The sequence below is a fragment of the Methylobacterium sp. 1030 genome, from assembly GCF_040544715.1.
Lineage (GTDB): Bacteria > Pseudomonadota > Alphaproteobacteria > Rhizobiales > Beijerinckiaceae > Methylobacterium.
This window is the reverse complement of the sequence record NZ_JBEPKM010000010.1, coordinates 69,296-93,774: the sequence shown is the minus strand read 5'-3', so window position 1 is coordinate 93,774 and position 24,479 is coordinate 69,296. Positions and strand designations below refer to the sequence as shown.

Annotated in this window: 26 protein-coding genes and 1 tRNA gene; 10 read left to right on the top strand and 17 right to left on the bottom strand. The window is 71.8% G+C overall.

Annotated features, from left to right (window positions below; all coding sequences use genetic code 11):
- Window positions 1-55: 55 nt before the first annotated feature.
- The 8 genes from ABIC30_RS16050 to ABIC30_RS16015 all read right to left on the bottom strand — a co-directional run bounded on the left by ABIC30_RS16050 (window position 56) and on the right by ABIC30_RS16015 (window position 7,419).
- Window positions 56-805, bottom strand: coding sequence for an electron transfer flavoprotein subunit beta/FixA family protein (locus ABIC30_RS16050; RefSeq protein ID WP_020091850.1), 750 nt, complete (start codon window positions 803-805; stop codon window positions 56-58).
- 167 nt (window positions 806-972) lie between these two features.
- Entirely contained in the window at window positions 973-1,545 is a 573-nt protein-coding gene (locus ABIC30_RS16045) for a cob(I)yrinic acid a,c-diamide adenosyltransferase (protein ID WP_020091851.1), read from the bottom strand.
- A 13-nt stretch (window positions 1,546-1,558) separates the two neighbouring features.
- The gene (locus ABIC30_RS16040; protein WP_020091852.1) at window positions 1,559-2,188 is read right to left on the bottom strand and encodes an acyloxyacyl hydrolase; all 630 of its coding nucleotides are present in this window, start codon (window positions 2,186-2,188) and stop codon (window positions 1,559-1,561) included.
- A 138-nt stretch (window positions 2,189-2,326) separates the two neighbouring features.
- Window positions 2,327-2,512, bottom strand: coding sequence for a twin transmembrane helix small protein (locus ABIC30_RS16035; RefSeq protein ID WP_020091853.1), 186 nt, complete (start codon window positions 2,510-2,512; stop codon window positions 2,327-2,329).
- Between the two features lie 67 nt (window positions 2,513-2,579).
- Window positions 2,580-5,213, bottom strand: coding sequence for a TIGR02302 family protein (locus ABIC30_RS16030; protein ID WP_354455718.1), 2,634 nt, complete (start codon window positions 5,211-5,213; stop codon window positions 2,580-2,582).
- Between the two features lie 136 nt (window positions 5,214-5,349).
- Window positions 5,350-6,558, bottom strand: a complete 1,209-nt coding sequence (locus tag ABIC30_RS16025) for a polyhydroxyalkanoate depolymerase (protein ID WP_020091855.1) — start codon at window positions 6,556-6,558, stop codon at window positions 5,350-5,352.
- A 235-nt stretch (window positions 6,559-6,793) separates the two neighbouring features.
- The gene (locus tag ABIC30_RS16020) at window positions 6,794-7,039 is read right to left on the bottom strand and encodes a hypothetical protein (RefSeq protein ID WP_020091856.1); all 246 of its coding nucleotides are present in this window, start codon (window positions 7,037-7,039) and stop codon (window positions 6,794-6,796) included.
- A 170-nt stretch (window positions 7,040-7,209) separates the two neighbouring features.
- Window positions 7,210-7,419: a hypothetical protein gene (locus ABIC30_RS16015; RefSeq protein WP_020091857.1), complete on the bottom strand. Its 210-nt coding sequence runs from the start codon at window positions 7,417-7,419 to the stop codon at window positions 7,210-7,212.
- Window positions 7,420-7,797: 378 nt separating this feature from the next.
- Here ABIC30_RS16015 and ABIC30_RS16010 point away from each other — a divergent pair, with 378 nt between their 5' ends.
- The 3 genes from ABIC30_RS16010 (at window position 7,798) to ABIC30_RS16000 (ending at window position 8,812) form a co-directional block, all read left to right on the top strand.
- Window positions 7,798-8,451: a Maf-like protein gene (locus ABIC30_RS16010; protein ID WP_020091858.1), complete on the top strand. Its 654-nt coding sequence runs from the start codon at window positions 7,798-7,800 to the stop codon at window positions 8,449-8,451.
- On the top strand, window positions 8,448-8,633 hold the full coding sequence (locus tag ABIC30_RS16005; protein WP_020091859.1) for a DNA gyrase inhibitor YacG: 186 nt from the start codon (window positions 8,448-8,450) through the stop codon (window positions 8,631-8,633). The genes ABIC30_RS16010 and ABIC30_RS16005 overlap by 4 nt, the downstream gene beginning before the upstream one ends.
- A 103-nt stretch (window positions 8,634-8,736) precedes the next feature.
- A tRNA-Phe gene (locus ABIC30_RS16000) sits at window positions 8,737-8,812 on the top strand.
- A gap of 104 nt (window positions 8,813-8,916) precedes the next feature.
- On the opposite strand, the gene ABIC30_RS15995 is transcribed toward ABIC30_RS16000, so the two are convergent.
- Window positions 8,917-9,669 carry a Crp/Fnr family transcriptional regulator gene (locus ABIC30_RS15995; protein WP_020091860.1) on the bottom strand — a complete coding sequence of 251 codons (753 nt, stop codon included), beginning with the start codon at window positions 9,667-9,669 and terminating at the stop codon, window positions 8,917-8,919.
- A gap of 212 nt (window positions 9,670-9,881) precedes the next feature.
- Between ABIC30_RS15995 and ABIC30_RS15990 the strand changes: the two genes are divergently transcribed.
- Window positions 9,882-10,859 carry a phosphoribosylaminoimidazolesuccinocarboxamide synthase gene (locus ABIC30_RS15990; RefSeq protein WP_020091861.1) on the top strand — a complete coding sequence of 326 codons (978 nt, stop codon included), beginning with the start codon at window positions 9,882-9,884 and terminating at the stop codon, window positions 10,857-10,859.
- 54 nt (window positions 10,860-10,913) lie between these two features.
- Here the strand turns inward: ABIC30_RS15990 and ABIC30_RS15985 are convergent, their stop codons facing one another.
- From ABIC30_RS15985 to ABIC30_RS15975, 3 genes are all read right to left on the bottom strand, one after another.
- Window positions 10,914-11,195 (bottom strand): DUF2312 domain-containing protein, encoded by a 282-nt coding sequence (locus ABIC30_RS15985; protein ID WP_020091862.1) that lies wholly within the window; start codon window positions 11,193-11,195, stop codon window positions 10,914-10,916.
- 54 nt (window positions 11,196-11,249) lie between these two features.
- Complete coding sequence (locus tag ABIC30_RS15980; RefSeq protein WP_020091863.1) at window positions 11,250-12,455, bottom strand: alpha/beta hydrolase; 1,206 nt, start codon at window positions 12,453-12,455, stop codon at window positions 11,250-11,252.
- An 82-nt stretch (window positions 12,456-12,537) separates the two neighbouring features.
- Window positions 12,538-13,902, bottom strand: coding sequence for an MFS family transporter (locus tag ABIC30_RS15975; protein WP_020091864.1), 1,365 nt, complete (start codon window positions 13,900-13,902; stop codon window positions 12,538-12,540).
- A 23-nt stretch (window positions 13,903-13,925) separates the two neighbouring features.
- On the opposite strand from ABIC30_RS15975, the gene ABIC30_RS15970 reads away from it, so the two are divergent.
- The gene (locus tag ABIC30_RS15970) at window positions 13,926-14,996 is read left to right on the top strand and encodes a DUF1236 domain-containing protein (protein WP_326491905.1); all 1,071 of its coding nucleotides are present in this window, start codon (window positions 13,926-13,928) and stop codon (window positions 14,994-14,996) included.
- A gap of 54 nt (window positions 14,997-15,050) precedes the next feature.
- Here the strand turns inward: ABIC30_RS15970 and hrcA are convergent, their stop codons facing one another.
- The gene (hrcA, locus tag ABIC30_RS15965) at window positions 15,051-16,106 is read right to left on the bottom strand and encodes a heat-inducible transcriptional repressor HrcA (RefSeq protein WP_020091867.1); all 1,056 of its coding nucleotides are present in this window, start codon (window positions 16,104-16,106) and stop codon (window positions 15,051-15,053) included.
- Window positions 16,107-16,273: 167 nt separating this feature from the next.
- On the opposite strand from hrcA, the gene rph reads away from it, so the two are divergent.
- Genes rph through hemW form a run of 3 tightly spaced genes read left to right on the top strand, consistent with a single transcriptional unit; the run spans window position 16,274 to window position 18,827 of the window.
- Window positions 16,274-16,987: a ribonuclease PH gene (rph, locus tag ABIC30_RS15960; RefSeq protein WP_026604745.1), complete on the top strand. Its 714-nt coding sequence runs from the start codon at window positions 16,274-16,276 to the stop codon at window positions 16,985-16,987.
- Entirely contained in the window at window positions 16,984-17,613 is a 630-nt protein-coding gene (gene rdgB, locus ABIC30_RS15955) for an RdgB/HAM1 family non-canonical purine NTP pyrophosphatase (RefSeq protein ID WP_020091869.1), read from the top strand. The genes rph and rdgB overlap by 4 nt, the downstream gene beginning before the upstream one ends.
- 26 nt (window positions 17,614-17,639) lie before the next feature.
- The gene (hemW, locus tag ABIC30_RS15950) at window positions 17,640-18,827 is read left to right on the top strand and encodes a radical SAM family heme chaperone HemW (RefSeq protein WP_020091870.1); all 1,188 of its coding nucleotides are present in this window, start codon (window positions 17,640-17,642) and stop codon (window positions 18,825-18,827) included.
- Here hemW and ABIC30_RS15945 read toward each other — a convergent pair whose 3' ends face one another.
- Complete coding sequence (locus ABIC30_RS15945) at window positions 18,828-20,090, bottom strand: penicillin-binding protein activator (protein ID WP_020091871.1); 1,263 nt, start codon at window positions 20,088-20,090, stop codon at window positions 18,828-18,830. It lies immediately after the preceding gene.
- A 135-nt stretch (window positions 20,091-20,225) separates the two neighbouring features.
- Here ABIC30_RS15945 and rsmI point away from each other — a divergent pair, with 135 nt between their 5' ends.
- Window positions 20,226-21,197 (top strand): 16S rRNA (cytidine(1402)-2'-O)-methyltransferase, encoded by a 972-nt coding sequence (rsmI, locus tag ABIC30_RS15940; protein ID WP_354455712.1) that lies wholly within the window; start codon window positions 20,226-20,228, stop codon window positions 21,195-21,197.
- Complete coding sequence (locus ABIC30_RS15935; protein WP_020091873.1) at window positions 21,194-21,583, top strand: YraN family protein; 390 nt, start codon at window positions 21,194-21,196, stop codon at window positions 21,581-21,583. Before rsmI ends, ABIC30_RS15935 begins: the two co-directional genes overlap by 4 nt.
- 38 nt (window positions 21,584-21,621) lie before the next feature.
- Here ABIC30_RS15935 and ABIC30_RS15930 read toward each other — a convergent pair whose 3' ends face one another.
- The 3 genes from ABIC30_RS15930 to ABIC30_RS15920 form a co-directional block, all read right to left on the bottom strand.
- On the bottom strand, window positions 21,622-22,011 hold the full coding sequence (locus ABIC30_RS15930) for a response regulator (protein WP_012319888.1): 390 nt from the start codon (window positions 22,009-22,011) through the stop codon (window positions 21,622-21,624).
- Between the two features lie 270 nt (window positions 22,012-22,281).
- The gene (locus tag ABIC30_RS15925; protein ID WP_043712288.1) at window positions 22,282-23,391 is read right to left on the bottom strand and encodes a L,D-transpeptidase family protein; all 1,110 of its coding nucleotides are present in this window, start codon (window positions 23,389-23,391) and stop codon (window positions 22,282-22,284) included.
- Between the two features lie 76 nt (window positions 23,392-23,467).
- Complete coding sequence (locus tag ABIC30_RS15920) at window positions 23,468-24,427, bottom strand: extensin family protein (RefSeq protein ID WP_020091875.1); 960 nt, start codon at window positions 24,425-24,427, stop codon at window positions 23,468-23,470.
- Window positions 24,428-24,479: the final 52 nt, after the last annotated feature.

The window sequence follows — 24,479 nt, the reverse complement described above, 5'->3', positions numbered from 1 at the left end:
GCCCTCGAAGGTGGTGGCGCGGGGCTCGACCGTCGACCGGGAGCCCCGCCTCGGATCAGATGACGCCGGCTTCGACCTTGAGCTTCTGGACGAGCTCGGCCGCGGAGGCGACCTTGACGCCGGCCGAGCGGCCCGGCGGTTCGGCGGTCTTCAGCACCGTGAGCCGCGGCGTGACGTCGACGCCGAGCGCGTCGGGTGCCAGCTCCTCCAGGGGCTTCTTCTTGGCCTTCATGATGTTGGGCAGCGATGCGTAGCGCGGCTCGTTGAGGCGGAGGTCCGTCGTCACGATGGCCGGCAGCTTGAGGCTCACGGTCTGCAGGCCGCCATCGACCTCGCGGGTGACGTCGAGGCTGCCCTCGCCGGGCTCGATCTTGTACGCGAAGGTGCCCTGAGGCCAGCCGAGCAGGGCGGCGAGCATCTGGCCGGTCTGGTTCGAGTCGTCGTCGATCGCCTGCTTGCCGAGGATGACGAGCTCCGGCCTCTCCTTCTCGACGACGGCCTTCAGGAGCTTCGCGACGGCGAGCGGCTCGCAGTTCACGTCGGTCTTCACCAGGATCGCCCGGTCGGCGCCCATGGCGAGTGCCGTGCGCAGCGTCTCCTGCGCCTGCTGCGGGCCGATCGACACGGCCACGATCTCGGTGACCTTGCCCTTCTCCTTCAGGCGGATCGCCTCCTCGACGGCGATCTCGTCGAAGGGGTTCATGGACATCTTGACGTTGGCGAGCTCGACGCCGGAGCCGTCGGCCTTCACGCGAATCTTGACGTTGTAGTCCACCACCCGCTTGACGGGCACCAGCACCTTCATGGCGGTCACGATCCTTCCCCGGAGGATTCTTGTCGTCGTGCAGGCCACTCCCACGGGCGCGCGAGGCGCAGCGTGGCCGGGGCACGCAAGGCGCCGGACCGTAACGGCCACATTTCCGCCTTGTCAACGCGGCGCCGTGGCGGCCCCGCGAAAACCGCGATGCCGGCTCAGCGATTGGCGCCGGGCACCCAGAGCACGTCGTCGGCCCCGTCGCCGTTCGCCGCCCGGCTCGCCACGAACAGGAAGTCCGACAGGCGGTTGAGGTAGCGCAGCGCCTCGGACGAGACCGTCTCGTCCTCCCGCGCCGCGAGGCTCACCGCGAGCCGCTCGGCGCGCCGGCAGACGGTCCGGGCGAGGTGCAGGGCCGCGGCAGCCGGCGAGCCGCCGGGCAGCACGAAGGATTTCAGCGGCGGGATCGCGGCGTTGAGCGCGTCGATGTCGCGCTCCAGCCGGTCGACCTGGCTCGCCACGATCCGCAGCGGCTCGTAGGGGAGGGGCTCGGGGGTCGGCGGCGTCGCGAGGTCGGCGCCGAGGTCGAACAGGTCGTTCTGGATCGCCCCCAGCATCCCGTCGAGGGGGCCCTGCGTGTGCAGGCGCGCCATGCCGATGCAGGCATTGGTCTCATCGACGGTGCCGTAGGTCTCGACCCGCAGGTCCGCCTTCGAGCGCCGCTGCCCGTCCGCTAGCGCGGTCGTCCCCTTGTCGCCGGTCCTCGTGTAGATGCGGTTGAGCTTGACCACGGGGTGGCGTGCCTCAGAACGTGTAGCCGATCTTGCCGCCGAAATTGGTCAGGCCGCGGTTGTTGGCGCAGAGCCCGGCATTCGACATGTGCTCGACCGTCGCCATGATGCTCCAGTGCTCCGTCAGGCGGAAGCCCAGGGCGGCCGCCTCGCGGAACATCGGCGAGCAGCCGAGGGTGTTGAAGCCGTAGGGCGTCTCGGCCTTCGGGCCGGTCCAGCCGTTATGGGCCACGCCGCCGAAGAACCCGTCGAGGAACACGCGGCGGTTGAAGGTCTCGGGGAAGATCTCGAGCGTCCAGGTCGCGCCGAGATAGGCGTAGCTGGTCCGGCCGCCGGTGTTGTAGCTGCCGCCGACGGTCGGCCGCGGCACGAAGGCCTGCCAGAACGGATCGTCGCTGATGCGCGGCTTGGCGAACAGGATCTCGCCGTTGACGTTCGCCTTGCTGAAGCCGGGGAGCTTGCCCTCGGCGCTCCCGGGATCCTGCACCGAGCCGCCGATCCGGATCTCCGACACGATGCTGAGCGGCTGGACGGGGGCCGCGTAGGCGGCGGGCGGCGGCGGCGCGAGGTCGGCGGCCGAAGCCGGCAGAATCGCCGCCCCGGTCAGAAGGCCGAACAGACGGAGGCGGGAAGGGGCAGTCATGCGGGCTCGGCCGGTTAGGCGCAGCGATTTGCTTCTACCGAGCGTAGCAGAGGCCCGCGCGGCGGGGCGGCCTATTCATCCTTCACCGGATCGAAAGGTGTTCGGTGCGGCGGCGCGGTCACACCCGGCCCGACGACGTCACGCCGAGCGCCACCAGACGACGCCCATGATGATCACGATCGCGACGAACTGCAGGAGCACCCGGAGGCGCATCAGCTTCTGCGAGAGGTTCACGCTGCCGCCGCGCATCATGTTGGCGAGGCCCGCGACCAGGACCGCGGCGACGGCGAGGCAGGCGATCAGGACGAGGGTGTTGGACGACATGCGGTCGGGGATCCGGGTGGGGCGCAAGCCGCGATGCGGCTCGGCGCGTCGTTGAGGTGTCGGGCGCTCAGTTGCGGCGGAGCAGGCGCTCGAAATAGTCGAGTTCCTCGCGGGGGCGACTCGGGTCGCCGAGCTTGCGCCGCAGCTCCTCCATGATGCGCCGGGCGCGCTGGACCGCGGATTCGTCGGCCGTGGGGACGCGGACCCGCCCGTCGCTCATGTCGCGGCCGCGGGTCGGGCGCCCGAGGGGATCGTCGTCGCGCGCGCCGGCCTGACCCTGCTGGCCCGGCTGCTGGCCGCCCTCCTGCTGGCCCTCGCCCTGGCCCTCGGCCATCTCCTGCATCTGCTGGGCCATGCCGTCGGCGCCGCGCTTGAGGCCGTCGAGGGCGCGGCCCTGCGCGTCGACCGCGCCGTCCGAATCGCCGTCCTTCAGCGCGTTCTCGGCCTCGCGCATGGCGTCCTCGGCGTCGGAGAGGCCCTGCTCGCCGCGCATGCCGTTCTCCTTCATGCGCTTCTGAAGGTCCTCCAGCCGCTGCCGGAGCGCCTGCTGGCGCTCGCCGACGCCGCCCTGCTGGCCCTCGCCCTGCTGCCCCTGACCCTTCTGGCCCTGTTGGCCCTGACCCTGCTGGCCTTGCCCCTGCTGACCCTTCTGACCCTGCTGGCGCTGGCCCTGCTGGCCGCGCTGTCCCTGCTGCGGCTGGCCGCGGTTCTGCGGGCGCTGGCCGTCGCGCTGCTCCTCGCCGTCCTTGAAGGTCTCGTCGCGCAGGCCCTGCTGCTCGCGCGACATCGCGTCGAGATCGCGCATCTGCTTCTGCATCTCGCGGGACGCCTGATCGGAGCGTCCGCCGCGCTCGGCGGTCTGGAGATTCTCCAGGATGTTGCGCAGCTGCTCCATCAGGCGTTGCGCCACGGCGGTGTCGCCGCGCTTCATCGCCTCCGCCATGTCCTGGATCATCTTGTCGAGATCCTCCGGCGTGACGGTCTTGGTCTGCCCGTTGCTCTGGCCGCGCTCGCTCTGCTCGCGGGGCTCGCGGCCCTGCTTCTGCGCCATCTCGGACAGGAACTTGTCGAGCGCCTGCTTCAGGTCCTGCGTCAGGCGCTTGATCTCGTCGTCGGGCGCGTTGCGCTCGATCGCCTCCTTCAGCCGGTCCTGGGCCTGGCGGAGCTGCTTCTCGGCGTCCGACAGGTCGCCGTCCTCGATCTTGAGAGCCATCTCCCAGAGGAGGTCGGCCACCGCGACGAGGTCGGCATCCGTTCGGGCGCGGCGCAGGCGCTCGGTCGCGGTCCGCAGGCCGAGGAAGATCGCGGGCTGCGGCGTGTACGTGTCGGGCGCGACCAGCAGGGCGTCCAGCGCCCCCTGGACCCAGCGGCGATCCGTGTCGGGCGCGATGACGAGCCGGCGGCGCTGCTCGGCGAGCGCCCGCGCCAGCGGCTCGCGGAACGGCCGCGCCGGCAGGACGATCTCGGTGTCGGGCGTGCGCCCCTCCTGGCCGGCCTCGTCCTTGACGACGATGTGGTAGCGCACCTTCGCGCCGGACCACGGGCTCTCGGTGAGGTCCACGAGGGTCTTGGTATCGGTGTCGCCGCTCGCGTCGCCCGGCAGCGCCAGGTTGATCTGCGGCACCGGGACCAGGGCCCGCGCGGATTTCAGCGGCTCGATCACCGCCTCGGCCGAGCTGATCCCGTAATCGTCCTTCGCCCGGTAGGTCAGGTTGAAGGTGCCGCGCCCGTTCACCTCGGGGCCGCCCACGGCGGTCACCTCCGGCGGCCGGTCGGGGATCGCGTCGACCGTGAGACGCTGCTTGCCCGCCGGGGTGACGATCGTCAGCGCGGCGCCGCCGACGATGCGGTAGCGCTCCTCGCGCAGGTCGGCGCGCGCCTCCTGGCCCGGCACCGGGACGAGGCCGGCATTCGGCGTGGGGGTCGTCTCGGACGCGGCCTTGCCCTGGCCGGCGATCCGCACGATCAGCTGCGCGTTGACCGGCGCGCGCAGGTGCTGGTCGCTCCCGTCCATCGCGATCAGCAGCGGCGGAAGCCGCGTGTAGAGCGGCGGGTCGATCCAGCCGTCCACGCGGAAGTTCGGGCCGGGCGCCGCCGGCTCCTGCCAGTCGAAGGCGGCGCCGATCCGCTGGCGCCACTCGGGGCCGGCCACGAACAGGCTGGCGACCGCCGCGACCACTAGGCCGGCGCGCAGCGCGAAGGGGTCGTGCCGGGTCATGCCCGGCCGCGGCAGGCCGACCCGCAGGGCCGAGATCGCCTGCGCGGCGCGGCGCTGGTGGAGGTCCCACAGCAGCCGGCTCCCCGGATCGGCGGCGCCGACGGCGAGGCTGTCCTGGGCGGCCGAGGCCGGCCCGTGCCGCAGCTTCGGATCGCGGGAGGCGGCCTCGCGGTCGAGCCGCGCCAGGGCGAGGCGACGGTCCGGCCGGGCGATGTGGATCAGCGGCAGGAGCGCGGCAACGAGCAGGATGGCGAGGGCGCCGAGGCCGATCTGGCGCCAGAGCGGCGTGAGGTCGAGCCAGACGCCCGCCCAGGAGACGACCAGGAAGAGCAGGAAGACGCCGATGCCGCGCCAGAGCACGGGCCAGGCCTGCTCCCACAGGGCGGCGGCCCGCGCCTGCGCCACGAGCCGGTCGAGCCGCGTGGACGCAGCGTCCGCTCCGCCCACCCGGGTCTTGCTCTCGGTGCCGTTGCTGCCGATCACGCCGACCGTTCCGCCTCACGCCGAAGGAGTGGCCCACGGAGCCGCGCCCGGCGGGCCCCGTCACACGTGCCTAGCATGGTGGGCCGCGCAGGTCGGCGGGTCAAATCGGCGCGACGCCGACCCGACCGGGGCGCGGTCAGTTGTGCGCCTGGATGAAGTTCCGCACCTGCGGGTAGATCTGCGACTCCCAGCGCCGGCCGGCGAAGACGCCGTAATGGCCGACGCCGGCCTGGAGGTGATGGGTCCGCATGTACGGGGCGAGGTCCGAGCACAGGTCGTGGGCCGCCATGGTCTGGCCGACGGCGCAGATGTCGTCCCGCTCACCCTCGACCGTCATGAGCGCCGTGCGGCGGATCGCGCGCAGGTCGATCGGCTCGCCCCGATACGACACCGCGTTCCGGGCCAGGGCGTGGTCCTGGAACACGGTCTTGACCGTCTCCAGGTAGAAATCGGCGGCGAGATCGAGCACGGCGAAATACTCGTCGTAGAAGGACTCGATCGCCTCGGCCTTGTCGTGCTCGCCGTTGGCCATGTGCCAGAACAGGTCGGCGTGGCCCTGGACGTGGCGCTTGGCGTTCATCGCCATGAAGGCCGAGACCTGCACGAAACCCGGATAGACCTTGCGGCCGGCCCCCTTGTGGCGCGACGGCACCGTGGCGATCAGGTTCTTCTCGAACCACTCGATCGGCTTGGAGGTCGCGAGCTCGTTCACGCCCGTCGGGTTGATCCGGCAATCCACCGGTCCGGCCATCAGGGTCATGCTGCGCGGGGCGGCCGGGTCCTTCGACTGCGCCATCGCGGCGGCGGCTACCAGGGCCTGCACGGCGGGCTGGCACACCGCCACCATGTGGGCGCCTTCGCCCATGGTCCGCAGGAACTGGATGAGGTGGCTCACGTAGTCGTCGAAGCCGAAGGTCCCGTCGGAGAGCGGCACGTCCCGGGCGTTGTGCCAGTCGGTGATGTAGACGTCGTGGTCGGGCAGCATCGTGCGCACGGTGGCGCGGAGCAGCGTGGCGAAGTGGCCCGACATCGGCGCCACCATCAGCACCTTGGGCTGCTCGGTGTGGATGTCCTTCTTGAAGTGGAGCAGCGTGGCGAAGGGCGTGACCTCGACCGCCTCCTCGGAGACCGGGACGCTCCGGTTCCCGACATTCACCGACTCGATGCCGTAGGGCGGCCGCGCGAAGGTCAGGCCGGCGCGCATCATCATCCGGGCCCCGGCGGACATCCAGGTCGCCGGCTCGCCCCACCCGACCCAGGGCGACCAGATGTCGTTCAGCAGCCGCCCCCACGCCCGGGTCTGGGCGGCCATGTCGGTCTGCAGATCGAACGCGTCGTACAGCATCGGGCAGGCACTCGCTTGAGCCCTGCCCGGCACGCGGGCCATCGGGGCGGCAACGTTGGCGGATGCCGGAGTGAGGGTTGCATCAGCGTGGCCGTGCAGGATGGGTCCCGTTCCCGGGGGCGGCAACTGTCCGATAGGCGGATGCGAACAAGAATTGTCGTGACGTGACTTTGATGCACCACGCGCCGCGCCGATCACATTCGGGTGTGCCGAATCGTCCGGCACACCCCCGCCGTCACGAGGCGCGGCGAATGACCGGGCGCGGGTCGGACTCGCTCCGACGATGCTCGCAGGCGACCTTGAGGTACCGGTCGCTGCCCCCGGGCAACCCGGCCTGGGCGGCCATCGTCTGGGCGTGCATCAGGCATTCCATCGGCGTGTGCGCCGGCGCGACGATGACGTCGAGGGCGGTGTCGCGCGAGCAGTCCTGGGCCAGCAGCGTGCCGGCACAGACGAGGGCAACGGAGAGCAATTCCGACATGACGGACCTCAGCTTCGAGTGATCGAAAGGTCCGCGGGGTGCTCCGGCGTGCGAGCCACCGCGTTGTCGTTGCCTGGTCGCTTCCTCCGGTTGCTGAAGACTTGAAGCACGTCATGTGCCAGCGCAGCACGACGCGTCCCTTGAGAGGTGCAGTGCCGTCCGGGCCGGCCTCAGTCGCGGGCGGGAAGCCAGCGCGTCTCCGGCTCGTCGGCGGGCAGGAGCGCCGCGACCGCGTCGAGGTCGACCACGTACTGATCGGTGAGGCGCTGCCACATCTCGACCGGCGAGGCGACCTGCGGCCGGAGCCCGTCGAGGGCGCGGGCGAGCAGAGCCGCATTGACGAGCTTCGGGCGCGGCACGAGCGGGTCAGCGTTCAGCATCGATGACGATCCCATTGGAGTGACGCCATCCTGCGTCGATCGTGGTTAACGATGGGTTACGTGCCGCCTCGACATCTTGCGCTGTTCTTGCGGACGCTTTCGCGCCGGGCTCTGAGCTGGATTCGTCGGCGCCCTCGGTCACGCCGAGGCGCCGCCAGACCTGAGTAACGCTGCCCGCGGACGCACCGGGCCGCGTGGGACGCCCAGGCGAATCCACGCGCGTTCGCCAGGGCGTCGGCACCCGCTCGAGTTCACAAGCCGGACCCCTTCCCTTATCAGGCAGGCGCATCGAGCCTGTCCCGGCCGACGAAGTGCCGCCGCGCAGGGCGCGCACGGCTCCGGTCGCGCGGCTCCGGTCGATTGTGCGAACGGGACATCATGGACGCCAAACCTGAAGCGATCGGCGCGACGCATGAGCCGACGGCGCGACTCGTGCTCGCGTCCGCTTCGCCCCGCCGTCTCGCGCTGCTCCAGCAGATCGGGATCGAGCCGGCGGCGCTCCTGCCCGCCGAGATCGACGAAACACCGCGCAAGGCCGAGCCGCCGCGCGAGCTGGCGCGTCGCCTCGCGCGGACGAAGCTCGCCACCGCCGAGGCGGCGCTCCACCTGGAGGACACGACGACGCCGACCTGGCTTCTCTCGGCCGACACGGTCGTCGCGGTCGGGCGGCGCGTCCTGCCGAAGGCCGAGATCCCCGACGAGGCCGCGGATTGCCTGCGCCTGCTCTCGGGCCGGCAGCACCGGGTCTACACGGCGGTCTGCGTGCTCTCGCCCCGCGGGCGCCGCGAGCGGATCGTCGAGAGCCGCGTCCGGTTCAAGCGGCTCTCGGGCCGGGACATCCAGGGCTACGTGGCCTCGGGCGAGTGGCGCGGCAAAGCCGGCGGCTACGCGATCCAGGGCCTGGCCGGGGCCTTCGTGGTCAAGCTGGTCGGCTCGTACAGCGGCGTGGTCGGCCTGCCGCTCTACGAGACCCTGAGCCTGCTCGACGGCGAGGGGTATCCTGTGCGGGCCGGGTGGGGCGCCCTCGCATGAACCGCGAACGCCGGCCGCCGCCCTGTCCGATCTGCCGGAAACCGTCCGCGCCGGAGTTCCAGCCGTTCTGCTCCCAGCGCTGCGCCGACGTCGATCTGGGGCGCTGGCTCAACGAGCGCTACGCGATCCCCGAGGAGCTCGATCCCGACGCGCCGCCGCCCCCGCCGGATCCGGAGCGCTGAATTTTTCGGCCTTCCGGTCCCGTCAATGTCACGCGAGGCTGGACAGGCCGCCAAGCACTCACTATACCCCGCGACGTCCGAGGCCGGCACCGGCGCGGACGACGCCCAGGTAGCTCAGTTGGTAGAGCATGCGACTGAAAATCGCAGTGTCGGCGGTTCGACTCCGTCCCTGGGCACCATCATCCCGCTGAGCCCCCGACCATCGGATCGGTAGAGCCGGCGACAGGATCTTCGATTTTCTGACAATACTCGGCTGCAGGTCGCGCGCGTCCGCGCGTCCCAATCAGCGCGTCTCCGCGTCGCGCAGGTGCAGGTAGGTCGGATCGAATTCGGCCGCTTCCTGCAGCCCGGCCCAGTCGTGGACGGTGAGGCGGCGACCCCGGAGCGTGATCAGGCCGGCGGCTTTGAGATCGCGGATCGTCCGGTTGACGTGGACCGACGTGATCCCGAGGGCATCCGCGAGTTCGGGCTGCGTCATCGGCAGGTCGCAGGTCCGGTCGGGTGCCAGCCCGACGGCGTCGAGGCGGGTCATCAGCTCGCAGAACAGGTGGGCCATCCGCGCATACGCTTCCCGGCGCCCGGTGTTGAGCATCCATTCCCGGACCAGGGCGGCGTCCATCAGCGTCGCGCGCCAGAACACCTCGTTGAGGCGCGGGTGCGCCCGCAGCATCGCCCGGACCGTGTCGTGCTGAACGAAGCCGAGGCGGCAGGCGCTCACCGTGGCGATGTTGATGTCGAGCACCTCCAGGAACAGGCTCTGGAAATCCGGCACGTCCCCGGGGACGTGGTAGCTCATCACCTGCCGCTTGCCCGCGCGTGTCGACTTGTAGGTGCAGGCGATACCGCTGAGCAGCGTGAAGCTCCGGGACGGCCGGTCGCCCTCCCGAATGATGTCCTGGTTGGGCTCGAACTGGGCGACCTGCAGCGGGAGCGCGACGAGGGCGGCGCGCTCCGCGTCGGACAGCCGGAACAGGGCCACGGTCTCGATCCGGCGCAGGAACGGATCTCTGACCGACGGTTGGGGTGTCTCGTTCATCGCGCCTCGGCCGTCCGGCAGAAGCGCTCGGCGTCGCGCGGCCGGTCGTCCACCGTCGTTGGTCCCCGCGTAAGTGTAGGGTCCCGGTCGGGCGCGACCAGGGCGAGGGCCGGCACCGGGCGCCCTCGGTGAGGCCGGGACTGGAATTTCCCGCCCCGTCCGCGCACAGAAGTCCGGCGGCGCGGTCGCCGTTCAGCCTGACGGAAAGCCCGATGAACACGGCAGATCTCGCCCCGCACGCGCATCAGGTCCTGCGCGACGCGACCCTGCCCGAGCTGCCCCGGCACTACCGCGGCAAGGTCCGGGACAATTACGACCTTCCCGACGGCCGGCGCATCCTCATCACGTCGGACCGGATCAGCGCCTTCGACCGGGCGCTCGCGGCGATCCCGTTCAAGGGCCAGGTCCTGACCCAGACCGCCCGGTACTGGTTCGAGCAGACCGCCGACCTGTGCCCGAACCACGTCCTCGCCTATCCCGATCCCAACGTGGTGGTCGGCCGGCGCCTGGATATCCTGCCCGTGGAGGTGGTGGTGCGCGGCTACCTCGCGGGCACCACGTCGACCTCGATCCTGACGCGCTACCGCGCGGGCGAGCGGGACATGTACGGCCACACCTTCCCCGACGGGATGCGGCCGAACCAGCGCCTGCCGGAGGCGATCATCACGCCGACCACCAAGGCGTTCGACGGCGGCCACGACGAGCCGCTCACCGAGGCGGAGATCCTCGAGCGCGGGTTGCTGACGCGCGCGCAGTGGGAGACCGTGTCGGGGGCGGCCCTGGCGCTGTTCGCGCGCGGCACGGCCCTGGCGGCGGAGCGCGGCCTGATCCTGGCCGACACGAAGTACGAGTTCGGCACGGATCCCGAGGGCCGGATCGTCCTCGCCGACGAGATCCACACGCCGGACAGCAGCCGGTACTGGTTCGCGCAGAGCTATCCCGAGCGCTTCGCCGCGGGTTCGGCCCCGGAGAGCTTCGACAAGGACTTCGTGCGCAACTGGGTCGTCGCCCGCTGCGACCCGTACAAGGACGCGATCCCGGAGATCCCCGCCGAGGTCGTCCTGGAGACCGCGGCGGTCTACATCCGCGCCTACGAGACGATCACGGGCAAGCGCTTCGTCCTGCCGGACCCGGCCGAGGAGCCCCTGGAGCGGATCCGGCGCAACATCGCCGCCTATCTCGCGGCGTAGCCTCGGGGTCGGGACAGGAGGTGCGGCGCCCGCCGCCGCACCCGGTCGAGCCTGTCAGGCCGCCGCGGCGATCGGGGCCGGCGACGGCGCGTCCATGGCGCGCAGGTAGACGTCGAGGAGCGTCTCCTGCTCGTCGCGCTCGTCCTTGTCCTGCTTGCGGATCTTCAGGATCTCCTTGAGCACCTTCACGTCGAGACCCTCGCCCTTGGCCTCGGCGAAGACCTCCTTCTTGGCCTCCATCAGGTCCTTGATCTCCTCCTCCAGCCGTTCCACGCGCTCGATGATCGAGCGGATGCGGTCGCCCGCGACGCCCACGGTGTCGGTCATGTCGGTCATGCAGTCCCTCGTCGGATGACGGGGGCACCCTCGCCCGACAGGGTAAGCGGCGGGTTAAGGCCGGGCCGGCGCTTCGACTTGGCCCTGGACCGGGCCCTGGACCCGGTTCCGGATCCACCCGGCGATCGCGTCCGCCACGGCGTCGCTGTTCGATTCCAGCATCATCATGTGGCCGTTGCCGCGGATGCCGTGGTCGGCGAGCGCCAGCCGGTCCGGCTTCGCGCCCGCCTGAGTCAGGAACGCCGCCGTGCAATCGTCCATGGTGGCCCGGAACGACGCCTCGGCGGTCACGATCACCGCCGGCACCCGGGCGAGGTTCGGCAATCGGCGCGCGGGCTCGGCCTGGAGCCAGCAGCGGATCCGGTCGGGCGCGGCGGCGCTCTCCGCCTGAACCACCGTCAGGTCGGCCGGGCCGCTCACCGGCGGCTCGAAGTGCAGCGGCACCCGGGTGATGCCGTAGGGCCGCGCCCGGGCCTCGCCGACGCGCTCGTACCAGTCCGCGCCGCCCTTGAAACGGATGTCGTAGAAAGTCGGCCCGTTCGGCTCGACGGCGACGTGCGCCTTCACGAGGTCGGGCCGCTGATCCGACACCGCCCAGCCGAAGACGCCCGCCTGCGAGTGCGTCAGCAGGATCGCCGGGCCGATCTTCTCCAGCAGGGCGATCAGCGCCGGGTCGACCAGTTCCTCGCTCCTCAGGGCGCTGGCGATGTAGGGCACCTGGGAGAGGTAGAACTGATCGAAGGCGGCGTTGCCGCGGATCCCGGCGCCACCCGGCCACTGCGTGTGGAGCTTCGCCTGCGGGTAGAGCGCGGACCGCTCCTGCCCGGTGAACACCGTCTCCAGATCCTCGGCGGGCAGGCGGGCGTAGGGGCCGTAGGTGTCCGGGTCGCCGCCCGAGCGGCCGCGACCGACCTGGTCGACGACGTAGACCGCGAAGCCCTGCGCGGCGAAGCGGTCGGCCCAGCCCGGCCGGCCGTCGGGCGTCCCGAGGAAGTTGGTCCCGGTCTGGGCGGTGCCGTGCACCAGGACGATCGGGTAGGGCTGCGTCACCCGCTCCGGAACGCGGTACTCCACGAACATCTGGCCGGACGCCGTCGTCTTGCCGCCCGCGGTGGCGTAGCGGCCGCCGACGAAGAAGTAGCCCGCGGGCTGCGTCGGCCTGAACGGCCCGTCGGCGGCACCCGGCTCGGCGGCTCGGGACGGCGATGCGGTGGCGAGACAGAGCAGGGCCAGCGCCCCGGCGGCGGCGTTCCTCGACATGGCGTCCTCCCGCGGGCGTCTGGCGCGCCCGGCGGGAGGCATATCAGCGTGAAAGTCCGGCCCGGTCCAGCCGGGCGTCCGTTCAGGCGTGGGCGAGGCGCGGCTTCTTCCCCAGCGCCTCCTCGACGGTGCCCGCGCCGTCGAGATAGCCGTGGACCTTGGGGTTCGGCATGATCAGCGAGGCCACGAAGGCGATCGCCATCAGGACGGTCACGTACCAGAAGAACGTGCTCTCCATGCCGGCGTCCTTGAACCACAGGGCGACGAACTCGGCGGTGCCGCCGAAGGTGGCGTTGGCGATCGCGTAGGAGAGGCCGACCCCGAGCGCCCGGACGTTGGTGGGGAACAGCTCGGCTTTCACGATACCGCTGATGCCCGTGTAGAACGACACCACGGCGAGCCCGAGGGTGATCAGCGCGAAGGCAAGGTAGGGGTCCTTGTTGGTGCCGAGGGCCGTCATCAGCGGCACCACCATGAGCGTGCCGAGGCCGCTGTAGAGTAGCATGTTCGCCTTGCGGCCGATCTTGTCGGAGAGCGCGCCGAAGATCGGCTGGATGATCATGTAGACGAACAGCACAACCGTCATCGTCTGCGAGGCCGACGTCTTCGGCATACCGGCGGTGTTGACGAGGTACTTCTGCATGTACGTCGTGAAGGTGTAGAAGCTCAGCGAGCCGCCGGCCGTGTAGGCGACCACGACCAGGAACGCCCGCCAGTGCTTGGCCAGCGCCGAGAAGGTGCCGGCGGTCTCCTTGTCGCTGCTGTCCTTCGTCTCGGCCAGCGAGCGCCGGAGATAGAGCGCGACGACCGCCAGCGCAGCGCCGATGAAGAACGGGATGCGCCAGCCCCAGGCGGTGAGTTCCGGGCCGGTCATCACCGTCTGCAGCAGAACCAGGACCAGCGAGGCGAGGAGCTGGCCGCCGATCAGCGTGACGTACTGGAACGAGGCGAAGAAGCCGCGCTTCCCCTTGATCGCGACCTCACTCATGTAGGTCGCCGATGTGCCGTACTCGCCGCCGACGGACAGGCCCTGGAGCATGCGGGCGAGGAGAAGCAGCACGGGGGCCAGCGTGCCGACATGCTCGTAGGTCGGCAGGATGCCGATCAGCAGCGAGCCGAAGCACATCATCAGCACCGAGATGACCATCGAGGTCCGACGGCCGACGCGGTCGGCGATGCGCCCGAACAGCCAGCCGCCGATCGGCCGCATGAAGAAGCCCACCGCGAAGATGCCGGCGGTCTGCAGGAGCTGACTGGTCGAATCGCCCTTCGGGAAGAAGGCCGGCGCGAAATAGAGCGCGAAGAACGCGTAGCAGTAGAAATCGTACCACTCGACGAGATTGCCCGACGACGAGCCGACGATCGCCCAGATCCGGCGCTTGCGGTCCGCGGCATCATCGAGGTCGCTCGGTGCGATACCGATCGTATCGTCGCGCGAGGCGGACATGGCGTCTCCGTCGATCAATCTTGGTGCCGGCCGAGGCCGGTCTCTTCTTGGTGCGGCGCGACGTTACAGGTGACGCGCCCGATCGCAAGACCGTGATCCGACTTAGCCGAGGACAGCGCAGGGCGGTGTCACCGGCCGCGCGTCCACGGTGCCGCGGGAGGGAACGGTTCGGCCCGGGGCCCCGTTGCGGGCCGGCGTGGGCGTCGATGGCGTTCCGACCACCACAGGAGGAAGAAGCCATGAAGCGAGTTCTGAGAGACGCGGTCGCGGCCGCCATCGTCGTCGCCGGAGCGGCGACGGCGTTCGCGCAGGGCGGACCGGGCGGCGGCGGGGCCGGACCCGGTGGTGCGGGCGGCGGCGCCGGCGGTCCGGGTGGTGGGGCCGGCGCGGGCGCGGGTCCGTCCGGCGGCGGCCCGGCCGGCGGCCCTGCTGGCGGCGCCGGCGGCGGGATGCGGGGCGGCGCGCCCGAAGGCGGGGCGGTGCGCGGTCCCGGCGGTGCCGAGGGTGGGCCGCGCGGCGCCGAGGGACCGGGTCGCCCGGGCGGCGCGGCCGAGCGCAACGGACCGGCGGACCGGGGCGGCGCGGCCGCGAATCCAGGTGCGGGCGAACGCGGTGCGGGCGAACGCGGTGCGGGCGAACGCGGTGCGGGTGAACGCGGTGCGGGTGAACGCGGTGCGGGTGAACGCGGTGCCGGCGATCGGGGTGGCCGCGAGCCGGGTGCCGGACCCGAGCGGGGCAACCGCGACGCGGCCGGTCCCGAGCGCGGCGGTCGCGGTCCGGCCGGCGAACGGGACGGCCGTGCCGGTGCCCGCGACCGCGGCGCCGTCCGCGGCGCTGTCGGCCGCCTCGACACCCGTCAGCGGACCGAGTTCCGCAGCTCGATCACGCGTCTGGGCGTCTCGCCGCTCCGGGACGTGGCTTTCGGCTTGGCGATCGGCACCGCGATCCCCCGCTCGGTCAGGCTCCACAGGCTGCCGCCGGCGATCATCGAGCTGGTGCCGGAATACGAGGGCTACGACTTCGTCCTGGTCCGCGACGACATCGTGATCATCGATCCCGACACCTACGAGATCGTGGACGTGATCCCGGCCTGAGCGGGCAATCACAGGAAGATCGGTGGGCCGGGCGGATCCTCTGCCCGGTGCCCTCTACCGTCCGCCGTCCAGGAGTTTCGACACCACGCGCGCCGTGTAGTCGACCATCGGCACGATCCGCGCGTAGTTCAGCCGGGTCGGACCGATCACGCCGACGACGCCCACGATCTTCTGCGAGCCGTCGCGGAACGGCGCCGCGATCAGCGAGGATCCGGAGAGCGAGAACAGCTTGTTCTCCGAGCCGATGAAGATCCGCACGCCCTCGCCGCCCTCGGCGCGGGACAGGAGGTCGATCACGTCCTTCTGGGTCTCCAGATCGTTGAACAGAAGGCGGATCCGCTCGAGATCCTCGACCGCGCGCAGGTCGTCGAGCAGGTTCGCCTGCCCGCGCACGATCAGCTGGCGGGCCTCCGTGGGGCCGACCGGCGTGGCGAGCCCGGCATCGACGAGGCGCTCGGTGATCGCGTCGAGCTCCCGCTTCATCGCCTTGCGGCCGGCCTCGATCTCGGCGCGCAGCGTGCCGAGGGTGCGGCCCTGCAGGCGCGCGTTGAGGAAGTTCGTCGCCTCTTGGAGGGCCCCGGCCGGCAGGCCCGCCGGCAGGTCCACGAGGCGGTTCTCCACCGAGCCGTCGTCCGAGACGAGGATGACGAGGGCGCGGGCGGGATCGAGGCGCACGAACTCGATGTGCTTCAGGTTGACGTTCGCCTTGGTGGTCAGGACGACCCCGGCGCCCCGGGAGACGCCGGACAGCATGGTCGAGGCTTCGGCCAGGGCCGAGTCGAAGGTGTGACCCGAGGCGGCGGCGCGCATCTGCGCCTCGATGCGCGCCTGCTCGTCCTGGCTGACGTCGCCGAGCTCGAGCATCGCGTCCACGAAGAAGCGCAGGCCGAGCTCCGTCGGCAGGCGGCCGGCGGAGGTGTGCGGCGCGAAGATGAGTCCGGAATGCTCCAGATCCGCCATGACGTTGCGGATCGAGGCCGGCGACAGCGCCATCGGGAGGATGCGCGCGAGATTCCGGGAACCGACCGGCTCGCCGGTCGTGAGGTAGCTCTCCACGATCTGCCGGAAGATCTCCCGGGCACGCTCGTTGAGGGCGGCGAGCGCCTGCATCGCTTGGCCGTTCGAGAAGTTGGAACTGGGGTGTGTCACGGGGTCATCCTGTGGTCCGATCATGTCCAACCGTCCCGCGCGGATCAATCCGTACGGCGATGCTTGCCCGCGGTGGCGCGGCGGCCTAAGAGCCCGGCCCTCGACACTCTCGACAGAAGGGGCCCGCGATGCGGCCTTCCAAGCGTGCCGCCGACGAGTTGCGGCCCGTGAGCCTGGAGCGCGCGGTCTCGCGCTACGCCGAGGGCTCCTGCCTCGTCAGCTTCGGCAACACCCGGGTGCTCTGCACCGCGTCGCTGGAAGAGCGCGCGCCGCCGTGGCTGCGCGGTTCCGGCAAGGGCTGGGTCACGGCCGAGTACGCCATGCTGCCGCGTGCGACGCACGAACGCACCCGCCGCGAGGTCGGTTCCGGGAAGCCTTCGGGGCGGACGCAGGAGATCCAGCGGCTGATCGGCCGGTCGCTGCGCGCCGTCACCAACCTCCCGGCCATGGGCGAGCGCCAGATCACGATCGATTGCGACGTGATCCAGGCCGACGGCGGCACCCGCACCGCCGCGATCACGGGCGCCTGGGTGGCGCTGCACGACTGCTTCGCCTGGATGCGGACCCGCTCGATCATCTCCGTCGACCCGCTGCGCGACCACGTCGCCGCCGTCTCGTGCGGCCTCTACAAGGGCATGCCGGTCCTCGACCTCGACTACGCCGAGGATTCGGCGGCCGAGACCGACGCCAACTTCGTCCTCACCGGCCGGGGCGGCATCGTCGAGGTGCAGGGCACCGCCGAGATGGAGCCCTTCACGCAGGAGCAGCTTCTCGAGCTCCTCGGCCTCGCCCGCGCCGGCACCGAGCGGCTGGTCGCCCTGCAGAAGGAGGCCCTCGCGTGAGCCGCCGTCTGACCGGGAAGGTGGTCATCGCCACGCACAATGCCGGCAAGCTCGCCGAGATGCGCGACCTGCTCGCGCCGTTCGGGATCGAGGCGGTGTCGGCGGGCGAGCTCGGCCTGCCCGAGCCCGACGAGACCGGCACGATGTTCGCCGAGAACGCGGCGATCAAGGCGCGGGCGGCGGCCGACGCCACCGGGCTGCCGGCCTTCGCGGACGATTCCGGCCTGTGCGTCGACGCCCTGGACGGCGCGCCGGGCATCTTCTCGGCCCGCTGGGCCGGCGCGACCAAGGACTTCACCGGCGCGATGGCGCGGATCTTCGCCGAACTCGACCGGCGCGGGGCCGCCGAGCGCCGGGCGCACTTCGTGTCCGCCCTCGTGCTGGCTTGGCCGGACGGGCACACCGAGCTGTTCGAGGGACGGGTCTTCGGCGACCTCGTCGCCGCGAAGGGCTCCGCAGGCTTCGGCTACGACCCGATCTTCCGGCCGGACGGCCACGACCGCACCTTCGGCGAGATGAGCGCCGAGGAGAAGCACGGGGTCGACTGGCAGCAGGGGCGGGGCCTGTCGCACCGGGCGCGGGCCTTCGTCGAGCTGAGCCGCGCCTGCCTCGCGCCCGGCGCCTGATTGCCAAACGGCGCGCGGGCGCTCACATGCCCGCCATCATGTCATCGATCGGCCCGGACCATCCGACCCGCGACGCGGGCTTCGGGATCTACCTGCACTGGCCCTTCTGCGCCGCGAAGTGCCCGTACTGCGACTTCAACAGCCACGTCCGCCACGCGGGCGTGGACGAGCCGCGCTTCGTGGCGGCCTTCCGCGCCGAGATCGCCCACACCGCCGCCCGCACGCCGGGCCGGACCGTGACCAGCATCTTCCTCGGCGGCGGCACGCCCTCGCTGATGCAGCCCGCGACCGTGGCCGGCCTGCTCGACGCGGTGGCGGAGCATTGGGCGGTCGCGCCGGACGCGGAGGTAACCCTCGAGGCCAACCCGTCGAGCGTCGAGGCGGGCCGCTTCCACGGCTACCGCGCCGCCGGGGTCAACCGGGTGTCGCTCGGGATCCAGGCCCTCGACGACGCCTCGCTGCGGACCCTCGGGCGCCTGCACGACACCGCGCAGGCGCTCGGCGCGATCGCGCTGGCGCAGTCGGCCTTCGCGCGGACCTCCTTCGACCTGATCTACGCGCGGCCCGGACAGACGCCGGACCTGTGGCGGGCGGAGCTTAGCGACGCGCTCGCGCGGGCCGCCGAGCACCTCTCGCTCTACCAGCTCACCATCGAGCCCGGGACGCCGTTCCACGGGCTCGCCGCCGCCGGCAAGCTGGTGACGCCGGACGATGAGGTCGGTCGCGCCCTCTACGACGTCACCCAGGAGCTCTGCGCTAAGGCCGGCCTCCCGGCCTACGAGATCTCGAACCACGCGCGGCCCGGGGCGGAATCGCGGCACAACCTGCTCTACTGGCGCTACGGCGAGTATGCCGGCATCGGTCCGGGCGCCCACGGACGGCTCGTGACGGGACAGGGTCGCGTTGGAACCGTGACGGAGCGGTCGCCCGAGGCGTGGCTCGCCCGCGTCGAGGCCGAGGGCCACGGGATCGTCGAGACCGAGAGCCTCTCGGCCGCCGACCAGGCCGACGAGTTCCTGGTGATGGGCCTGCGCCTGCGCGAGGGGATCGATCCCGACCGCTACGCGGCGCTCAAGGGCCGGCCCCTGAACGGCAACCGCATCGGCATGCTGATCGGGGACGGCCTGCTCGAGCGGCTGCCGGGCGGCCGCATCGCCGCCACGGCGCGGGGGGCGCCGGTGCTCAACGCCCTGGTCGCCGAGCTCGCCGCCTGATCAGATCGCCGGCTTGGCGAGAACCCGGGGCGCCGGGCTGACGGGCGTCGCGGCGTTGTTGCGGATCTCGTAGACCGCGAGGGACCGCTCGCTCTGACCGTCCGGCCGGAACCGGAACGTCCCGTCGACGCCGGCGAAGCCCAGGCCGTTGGTCAGGGTGCTCTCGGCGAAGCGCTGCGAGCCGTAGCGCCGCGACAGGGCCGCGGCGAGCAGCACCGCGTCGTAGGCGAGCGAGGCCACCCGCGGCGGGACGGCGCCGAACCGAGCCTGGTAGCGCGCGCTGAAATTCGAGAAGCCGACGCGGTCCGGCGCGGCGAAGCGGCCACCCTGGAGGGCCGGCAGCGCGAACAGTGACGGCTCGTTCCAGAGGGCGGTGCCGAGGGGGCGCACCCGTGCCGGCGAGAAGCCCGCCTTCGTCAGCGCGGCCGCCACGGCGGGCATCGCGTCCGCGGTCTCGGGGATGAACAGCGCGTCGGCGGTGGCACCGGGCCCGGCGATCACCCGCGCGAGCCGCTCGACCGCCGGGCCGGGCGCGCCGGCCGGGTAGCGCTCCACGGCGGCGACGCGCGCGCCCTTGCGGGCGACGACCTCCCGGAACGCCGCCTCGACGGCGTTGCCGTAGGCGGTCTCGGGGATCAGCGCCGCGAAGGACCTCTTTCCGCCCGCGACCGCGTCCTCGACCACGCGGTCCACCTCCGGCTGCGGCAGGAAGCTCAGCAGGTAGACGCCCTGGTTCGCCACGGTCGCGTCCGTGGAGAAGCCGATCACCGGCTTGCCGGCGGTCCTGGCGACGGCCGCGGCGGCCTGGACGCTGCCGGCGAAGAGCGGGCCGAGGACGATCTCGGCGCCCTGCCGCAGCGCCTCCTGGGTCGCCTCCCGGGCGCCGTCCGGACTGCCCCGGTCGTCCTCGACGATGAGCGTCAGGTCGGGCTGCTGGGCCTCGTCGTAGGCGAGCTGCGCGGCGTTGCGCATGGCGGCCCCCACGGTCGATCCCTGGCCGGTCAGCGGCAGCACCAGGGCGACCTTCACCGAGCCCGCCCCGATGCGCCCGCTGCCGCCCGCGGCCGGCATCGGCGCCGCGGGCGCGGTGCCCGGTGCATCCGGCACGGCGGCCGGCGGTGACAGCTCGGCCTGCGGCCCGGTCACGCGTCGCGCGAGGTCGCTGCCGACGCAACCGCCGAGCGTGAGCAGGATCGCGCAGAGCGCGGCGGTCTGGGCGGTGACACGCACGAGACGGTCCCGCGCGCTTGTCGGGCGCGCCATGGCGCGTACTCCTTCGGGCAGGCTCCGCAGCCTGACCGGCGGATACTCAAATGTAAACGCGGCGGCGGGGACTTGCCCCCCGGCCACGCGGCCTCGCCGCGACGAGAGGCGACCAGTGTGGCAAGATCGCCGGTGATGACCCGCAGATTCGACGACCCGGGGCCCGCCGCCCCGACCCGAGCTCCGTCCCCGAAGCTCGCCCCCGACCGCACGCGCAGCACGACCTTCACGGCCTTCGGCCTCGCGAGCGAGACCGAACCCCTGTCGCCGGGCCTGCACATCGTGGCGACGCCGATCGGGAACCTGCGCGACATCACCATCCGGGCGCTGGCGACGCTGGCGGCCGCCGACGCAGTCCTGGCCGAGGACACCCGCGTCACCCGGAACCTGCTGGCGCATTACGGGATCACGACGCCGCTGCTCGCCTATCACGAGCATTCAAACGACGCGGTGCGCGAGCGGATGGTGGCGCGGCTCACCGCCGGCGAGGCCCTGGCGCTGGTCTCTGATGCCGGGACGCCGCTCGTCTCGGATCCCGGCTACAAGCTGGTCCAGGCCGCCATCGAGGCCGGGATCGCCATCACGCCCGTCCCGGGGCCGTCCGCGGTGATGACCGCGCTGGTCGCGGCCGGCCTGCCGACCGACCGGTTCTTCTTCGAGGGCTTCCTGCCGCAGAAGGCCGGAGCGCGGCGCAACCGCCTAGAGGCGCTGATCCAGGTTCCCGGCACCCTGGTCCTGTTCGAGTCGCCGCATCGCCTGCCCGACATGCTGGCCGACGCCGCCGCGGTGCTCGGTCCGGAGCGGCCGGCGGCCGTGACCCGCGAGCTGACCAAGCTCTACGAAACCATCCGGCGCGATACGTTGGGCAGCCTGAGCGCGCGCTTCGCCCAGGAGGGACCGCCGAAGGGGGAGATCGTGGTGATCATCGGTGCGGCGACGGCGCCGGAGCGCAGCGCGGATTCGGATGCCGCCCTCGACGCCCTGATCCTGGCGGCGCTGGAGCGGCATTCGATCAAGGATGCCGCCAGCCTCGTGTCCGACGAGACCGGTCAGCCGCGGCGCCTCGTCTACACCCGCGCGCTGGCGCTGGCGCGGGACCAGGGATGACCGGGGCCCTGCCGGACCGGGCCGGCCGGCGCCGCGCCGCCTACCGGCTCGGCCACCGCGCCGAGTGGCTGGCGCTCGCCGCGCTGATGCTCAAGGGGTACTGGCCGATCGGCCGGCGCGTGAGCGTCGCGGGCGGCGAGATCGATCTCGTCGTCCGGCGCTGGAAGACCGTCGTGTTCGTGGAGGTGAAGGCTCGGGCGCGCCGCGACGATGCCCGGGAAGCGATCGACGCTGCCAAGCGGCGGCGGTTCTCCCGCGCGGTCCGCGCCTGGATCGGACGCAATGCGTGGTGTGCCGGGTCGACGTTCCGGGCCGACGCCGTGTTCGTCGGATCCCGCACCTGGCCCGCCCATGTCGAGCGGGTCTTCACCATCGAGGGTCTCTGACGGGCGGCCCGAGGCCGGCGGAGCCGACGCGCCGGGTCTCAGTCCCGGGCGGCGCGGATCGCTCCGATCAGGGTCCGCTTCAGGTCGGCCTGGCTGAACGGCTTCTGGACGACGGGCCTGTCGCGGAACGGCTCGCGGATGCCGGCACCGCCGTAACCGGTCGAGAAGACCAGAGGCAGGTCGCGCTTGGCGATGGCCTCGGCCACCGGGTAGATCGGCTCACCCGCCACGTTCACGTCGAGAATGGCGACCTCGAACGCTTCCTGCGACGCCATCTCCAGCGCGGAGGACAGCCGCGCGGCCGGCCCGACCACGGCGCAGCCGAAATCGAGGAGCATGTCCTCCAGCAGCATCGAGATCGCGGCCTCGTCCTCGACGACGAGAACACGGACGCCGTTGAGGACGTCGTCGTTGGGGTCAGCAATCACGCCGGGCCGTCTTCCCTTCGAATGCCCCCGTCGCCGGGGATCTTGCCATGCGGCTGGTCACGCCTTGCGCACCGCGTGAGCAGCGTCCGGACGGGTGAACGCGGCCCGAGGGTCAGCCCGCGAGACAACCTGAGGCGTCGCCCGTAATGCGCAATGTGTCAAGCGTTCCCGGCCCGTTCCGACACCCAGACCGGGCGCTATGTTAACCGATGATACATTTTTGTGCGGGCGGGTTCGCGCGGGCGTATGCGAGTGTCGCCGCGCTGCCGCTCAATCGTCCTTGAACGTGACCGTGGCGCCCCGTGTCACATGCGCGGCGAGGTCGCGGGCGTTCCAGTTGGTCAGGCGGATGCAGCCGTGGGACTCCGTCTTCCCGACCTTCTCGGGCTCGGGCGTCCCGTGGATCCCGTAGCTCGGAATCGCCAGGTCGATCCAGACCAGGCCGACCGGGTTGTTGGGCCCCGACTGGATGGTGAATTTGTGCTGCGCCTTCACGCCCTTGAACGCGTATTTCGGGTTGTAGGTGTAGTCCGGGTCGAACGCGACGCCCTTCACCTTGGTCTCGCCGCTCGGGGCCGGCTTCTCGGCACTGCCGATCGACGCGGGGTAATAGGCCACGAGCTTCCCGTCGGCGCCGTAGGCGCGGACGTCGAGGCTCGACTTGTCGACCTCGATGCGTTCGACCTTCGGCTCCTGGGGCAGATCCTTGCCCTTCGGCTTGTCCGTGCCCATCGGGTCCACCGCCGCGACCGCGATGGTCGTGCCGGCCTTGTCGAGGGGCTTGCCGGGATTGAGCGCGCTGACGAGGTCGCGGCTCATGTGGAAGCGCTCGGCCAGCATCTCGCGGGGATTGGTGTAGCCCAGCGACTTGAGCTCGGCCTGCTCCTCCATCTTGGGCGGGATCCGCTCGACGTAGGGGCCCGCGGCGTCGGCCTCGGAGAGCGTGTAGTCGGTGACGGCGGGCTTGTCGCTGGTCGCCTGGAGCTTGTCCCAGATCTCGGGCGTCAGGGTCTCGCCGGCGGGAAGCCCCTGGGCCACCGCGAAGGCCGAGAGGGCGTGACGGTAATTGTCGCCCTTCCGGCCGTCGATCGCTCCGGGATAGAAGCGCGCGCGATCGAGCAGCACCTGGGCCTTGACGATTAGCGGATCGGGCTTGTCGTCCGACGACTTGGCCCGACGCGCCTTCTCAGACTTCGTGCCCTCGGTCTTCCCGGCGCCCGGCTGCGCCAGGGTCGCGGCGTTCACCGCCTCGGCGGTCAGCGCCGGCGGCTGGGCCGTCTCGGCCTTCCGGCCCTTCCCGGTCCGGGCGGCCGCGCCGTGCGCGGCCAGACAACTCGCCAGGAGGGCCACGCAGACCGGCCGCCAGGGTTTCGGGATCATCGCCGTCGTCATTCCGGGGAGCGGACGCGCTCCCGAGCCGAGAAATGCCGGACCTGCGGGAACGTTCCACCCGGTTCTACTGGCACAGGCGGTGACCGCCATTGCGCTCGCGCTCGTCGAGGTGGAAATGGTTGGCGTGGGCGGCGTTCGAGCCCGGGCCGAGGACGGTGCGGAAGAAGCCGCAGGCCTTGGCGCGCACCGCGCCGAGGAACTGCGCCTCCTCGGAACCGTCCGGCATCGCCTTGACGGGGATACTCGCGCGTCCGGCGAAGGCGAAGCCCATGATGTCGGCGGCGTTGGCGAAGGCGTGCTCGCTGAGCTTGGCGTCGACGTCGTGGTTCTGTCCCCGGCAGACATAGGAACCGCCGAGTTCGAGCGCGGTCAGCGGATGCTTCAGCGTTCGATCGGCCTCGATCTGAACCTCCGTGACCCAGCGAGCCAGCGCCTCGGCGGTTCGGCAGGTCAGCGTGGCGCCCTGCGGCAGCGTCACGCCGTCGGCGAGCTTCGTCACCTTGAGCGGCAGCGGCGCGGTGCACTGGCCTTCGGAGATCGGCGGCAGCGGCTCGAACTCGACCCCGAGGCGCTTGAGGCGTGTCCGGCAGGCGGAATCGTCCGGCGGTGTCACCTTGAGCGCCAGGGCTGCGGCGCCCGACAGCTCCGGCGGCCGCGCGGGCGGCGCCGGCGGCGGTGCGGGGATATCGGGCTTCGCGGTCTCCTTCGCGGTCTCCTTCGCGGTCTCCTGCGCCGACTCTGTCGGCTTGTCCCGGCCGGTCTCCCTCGACGGCTCCCTGCTCGGCTCAGCCGCGGCAGGTTTCAGCTCGGGCGGCCGCGCCGGCGGCGTCGGTGGCGCCGGCTCGGCGACGGGCGGCTTCAGCGCCTCTGGGCGCTCCGGCGGCAGGGGCGGGGGCGTCGGCACCGTGGCCGCCGGCGTCTCGACGGCGCCGACCGGCGTGGCGGAGAGGGCGAGCCCCGCGGCGAGGGCGCCGCCCGCCAGGAGCGTCGCGGATCGGAGGATCGACAGGCTGCGTCCCGGCATGGGGCCTCGAAGCGTGGGCGTTGGCCTCTACAACGGGCGAGACGCCATTCGG

Bases quoted from the DNA above. Each gene is read 5' to 3' on its own strand.
- ABIC30_RS16050 (WP_020091850.1), bottom strand. From the start codon at position 805: ATGAAGGTGCTGGTGCCCGTCAAGCGGGTGGTGGACTACAACGTCAAG.
- ABIC30_RS16040 (WP_020091852.1), bottom strand. From the start codon at position 2,188: ATGACTGCCCCTTCCCGCCTCCGTCTGTTCGGCCTTCTGACCGGGGCG.
- ABIC30_RS16035 (WP_020091853.1), bottom strand. From the start codon at position 2,512: ATGTCGTCCAACACCCTCGTCCTGATCGCCTGCCTCGCCGTCGCCGCG.
- ABIC30_RS16025 (WP_020091855.1), bottom strand. From the start codon at position 6,558: ATGCTGTACGACGCGTTCGATCTGCAGACCGACATGGCCGCCCAGACC.
- ABIC30_RS16020 (WP_020091856.1), bottom strand. From the start codon at position 7,039: ATGTCGGAATTGCTCTCCGTTGCCCTCGTCTGTGCCGGCACGCTGCTG.
- ABIC30_RS16015 (WP_020091857.1), bottom strand. From the start codon at position 7,419: ATGCTGAACGCTGACCCGCTCGTGCCGCGCCCGAAGCTCGTCAATGCG.
- ABIC30_RS16010 (WP_020091858.1), top strand. From the start codon at position 7,798: ATGGACGCCAAACCTGAAGCGATCGGCGCGACGCATGAGCCGACGGCG.
- ABIC30_RS16005 (WP_020091859.1), top strand. From the start codon at position 8,448: ATGAACCGCGAACGCCGGCCGCCGCCCTGTCCGATCTGCCGGAAACCG.
- ABIC30_RS15995 (WP_020091860.1), bottom strand. From the start codon at position 9,669: ATGAACGAGACACCCCAACCGTCGGTCAGAGATCCGTTCCTGCGCCGG.
- ABIC30_RS15990 (WP_020091861.1), top strand. From the start codon at position 9,882: ATGAACACGGCAGATCTCGCCCCGCACGCGCATCAGGTCCTGCGCGAC.
- ABIC30_RS15985 (WP_020091862.1), bottom strand. From the start codon at position 11,195: ATGACCGACATGACCGACACCGTGGGCGTCGCGGGCGACCGCATCCGC.
- ABIC30_RS15980 (WP_020091863.1), bottom strand. From the start codon at position 12,455: ATGTCGAGGAACGCCGCCGCCGGGGCGCTGGCCCTGCTCTGTCTCGCC.
- ABIC30_RS15975 (WP_020091864.1), bottom strand. From the start codon at position 13,902: ATGTCCGCCTCGCGCGACGATACGATCGGTATCGCACCGAGCGACCTC.
- hrcA (WP_020091867.1), bottom strand. From the start codon at position 16,106: ATGCAGGCGCTCGCCGCCCTCAACGAGCGTGCCCGGGAGATCTTCCGG.
- rph (WP_026604745.1), top strand. From the start codon at position 16,274: ATGCGGCCTTCCAAGCGTGCCGCCGACGAGTTGCGGCCCGTGAGCCTG.
- hemW (WP_020091870.1), top strand. From the start codon at position 17,640: ATGCCCGCCATCATGTCATCGATCGGCCCGGACCATCCGACCCGCGAC.
- ABIC30_RS15945 (WP_020091871.1), bottom strand. From the start codon at position 20,090: ATGGCGCGCCCGACAAGCGCGCGGGACCGTCTCGTGCGTGTCACCGCC.
- rsmI (WP_354455712.1), top strand. From the start codon at position 20,226: ATGACCCGCAGATTCGACGACCCGGGGCCCGCCGCCCCGACCCGAGCT.
- ABIC30_RS15935 (WP_020091873.1), top strand. From the start codon at position 21,194: ATGACCGGGGCCCTGCCGGACCGGGCCGGCCGGCGCCGCGCCGCCTAC.
- ABIC30_RS15925 (WP_043712288.1), bottom strand. From the start codon at position 23,391: ATGATCCCGAAACCCTGGCGGCCGGTCTGCGTGGCCCTCCTGGCGAGT.
- ABIC30_RS15920 (WP_020091875.1), bottom strand. From the start codon at position 24,427: ATGCCGGGACGCAGCCTGTCGATCCTCCGATCCGCGACGCTCCTGGCG.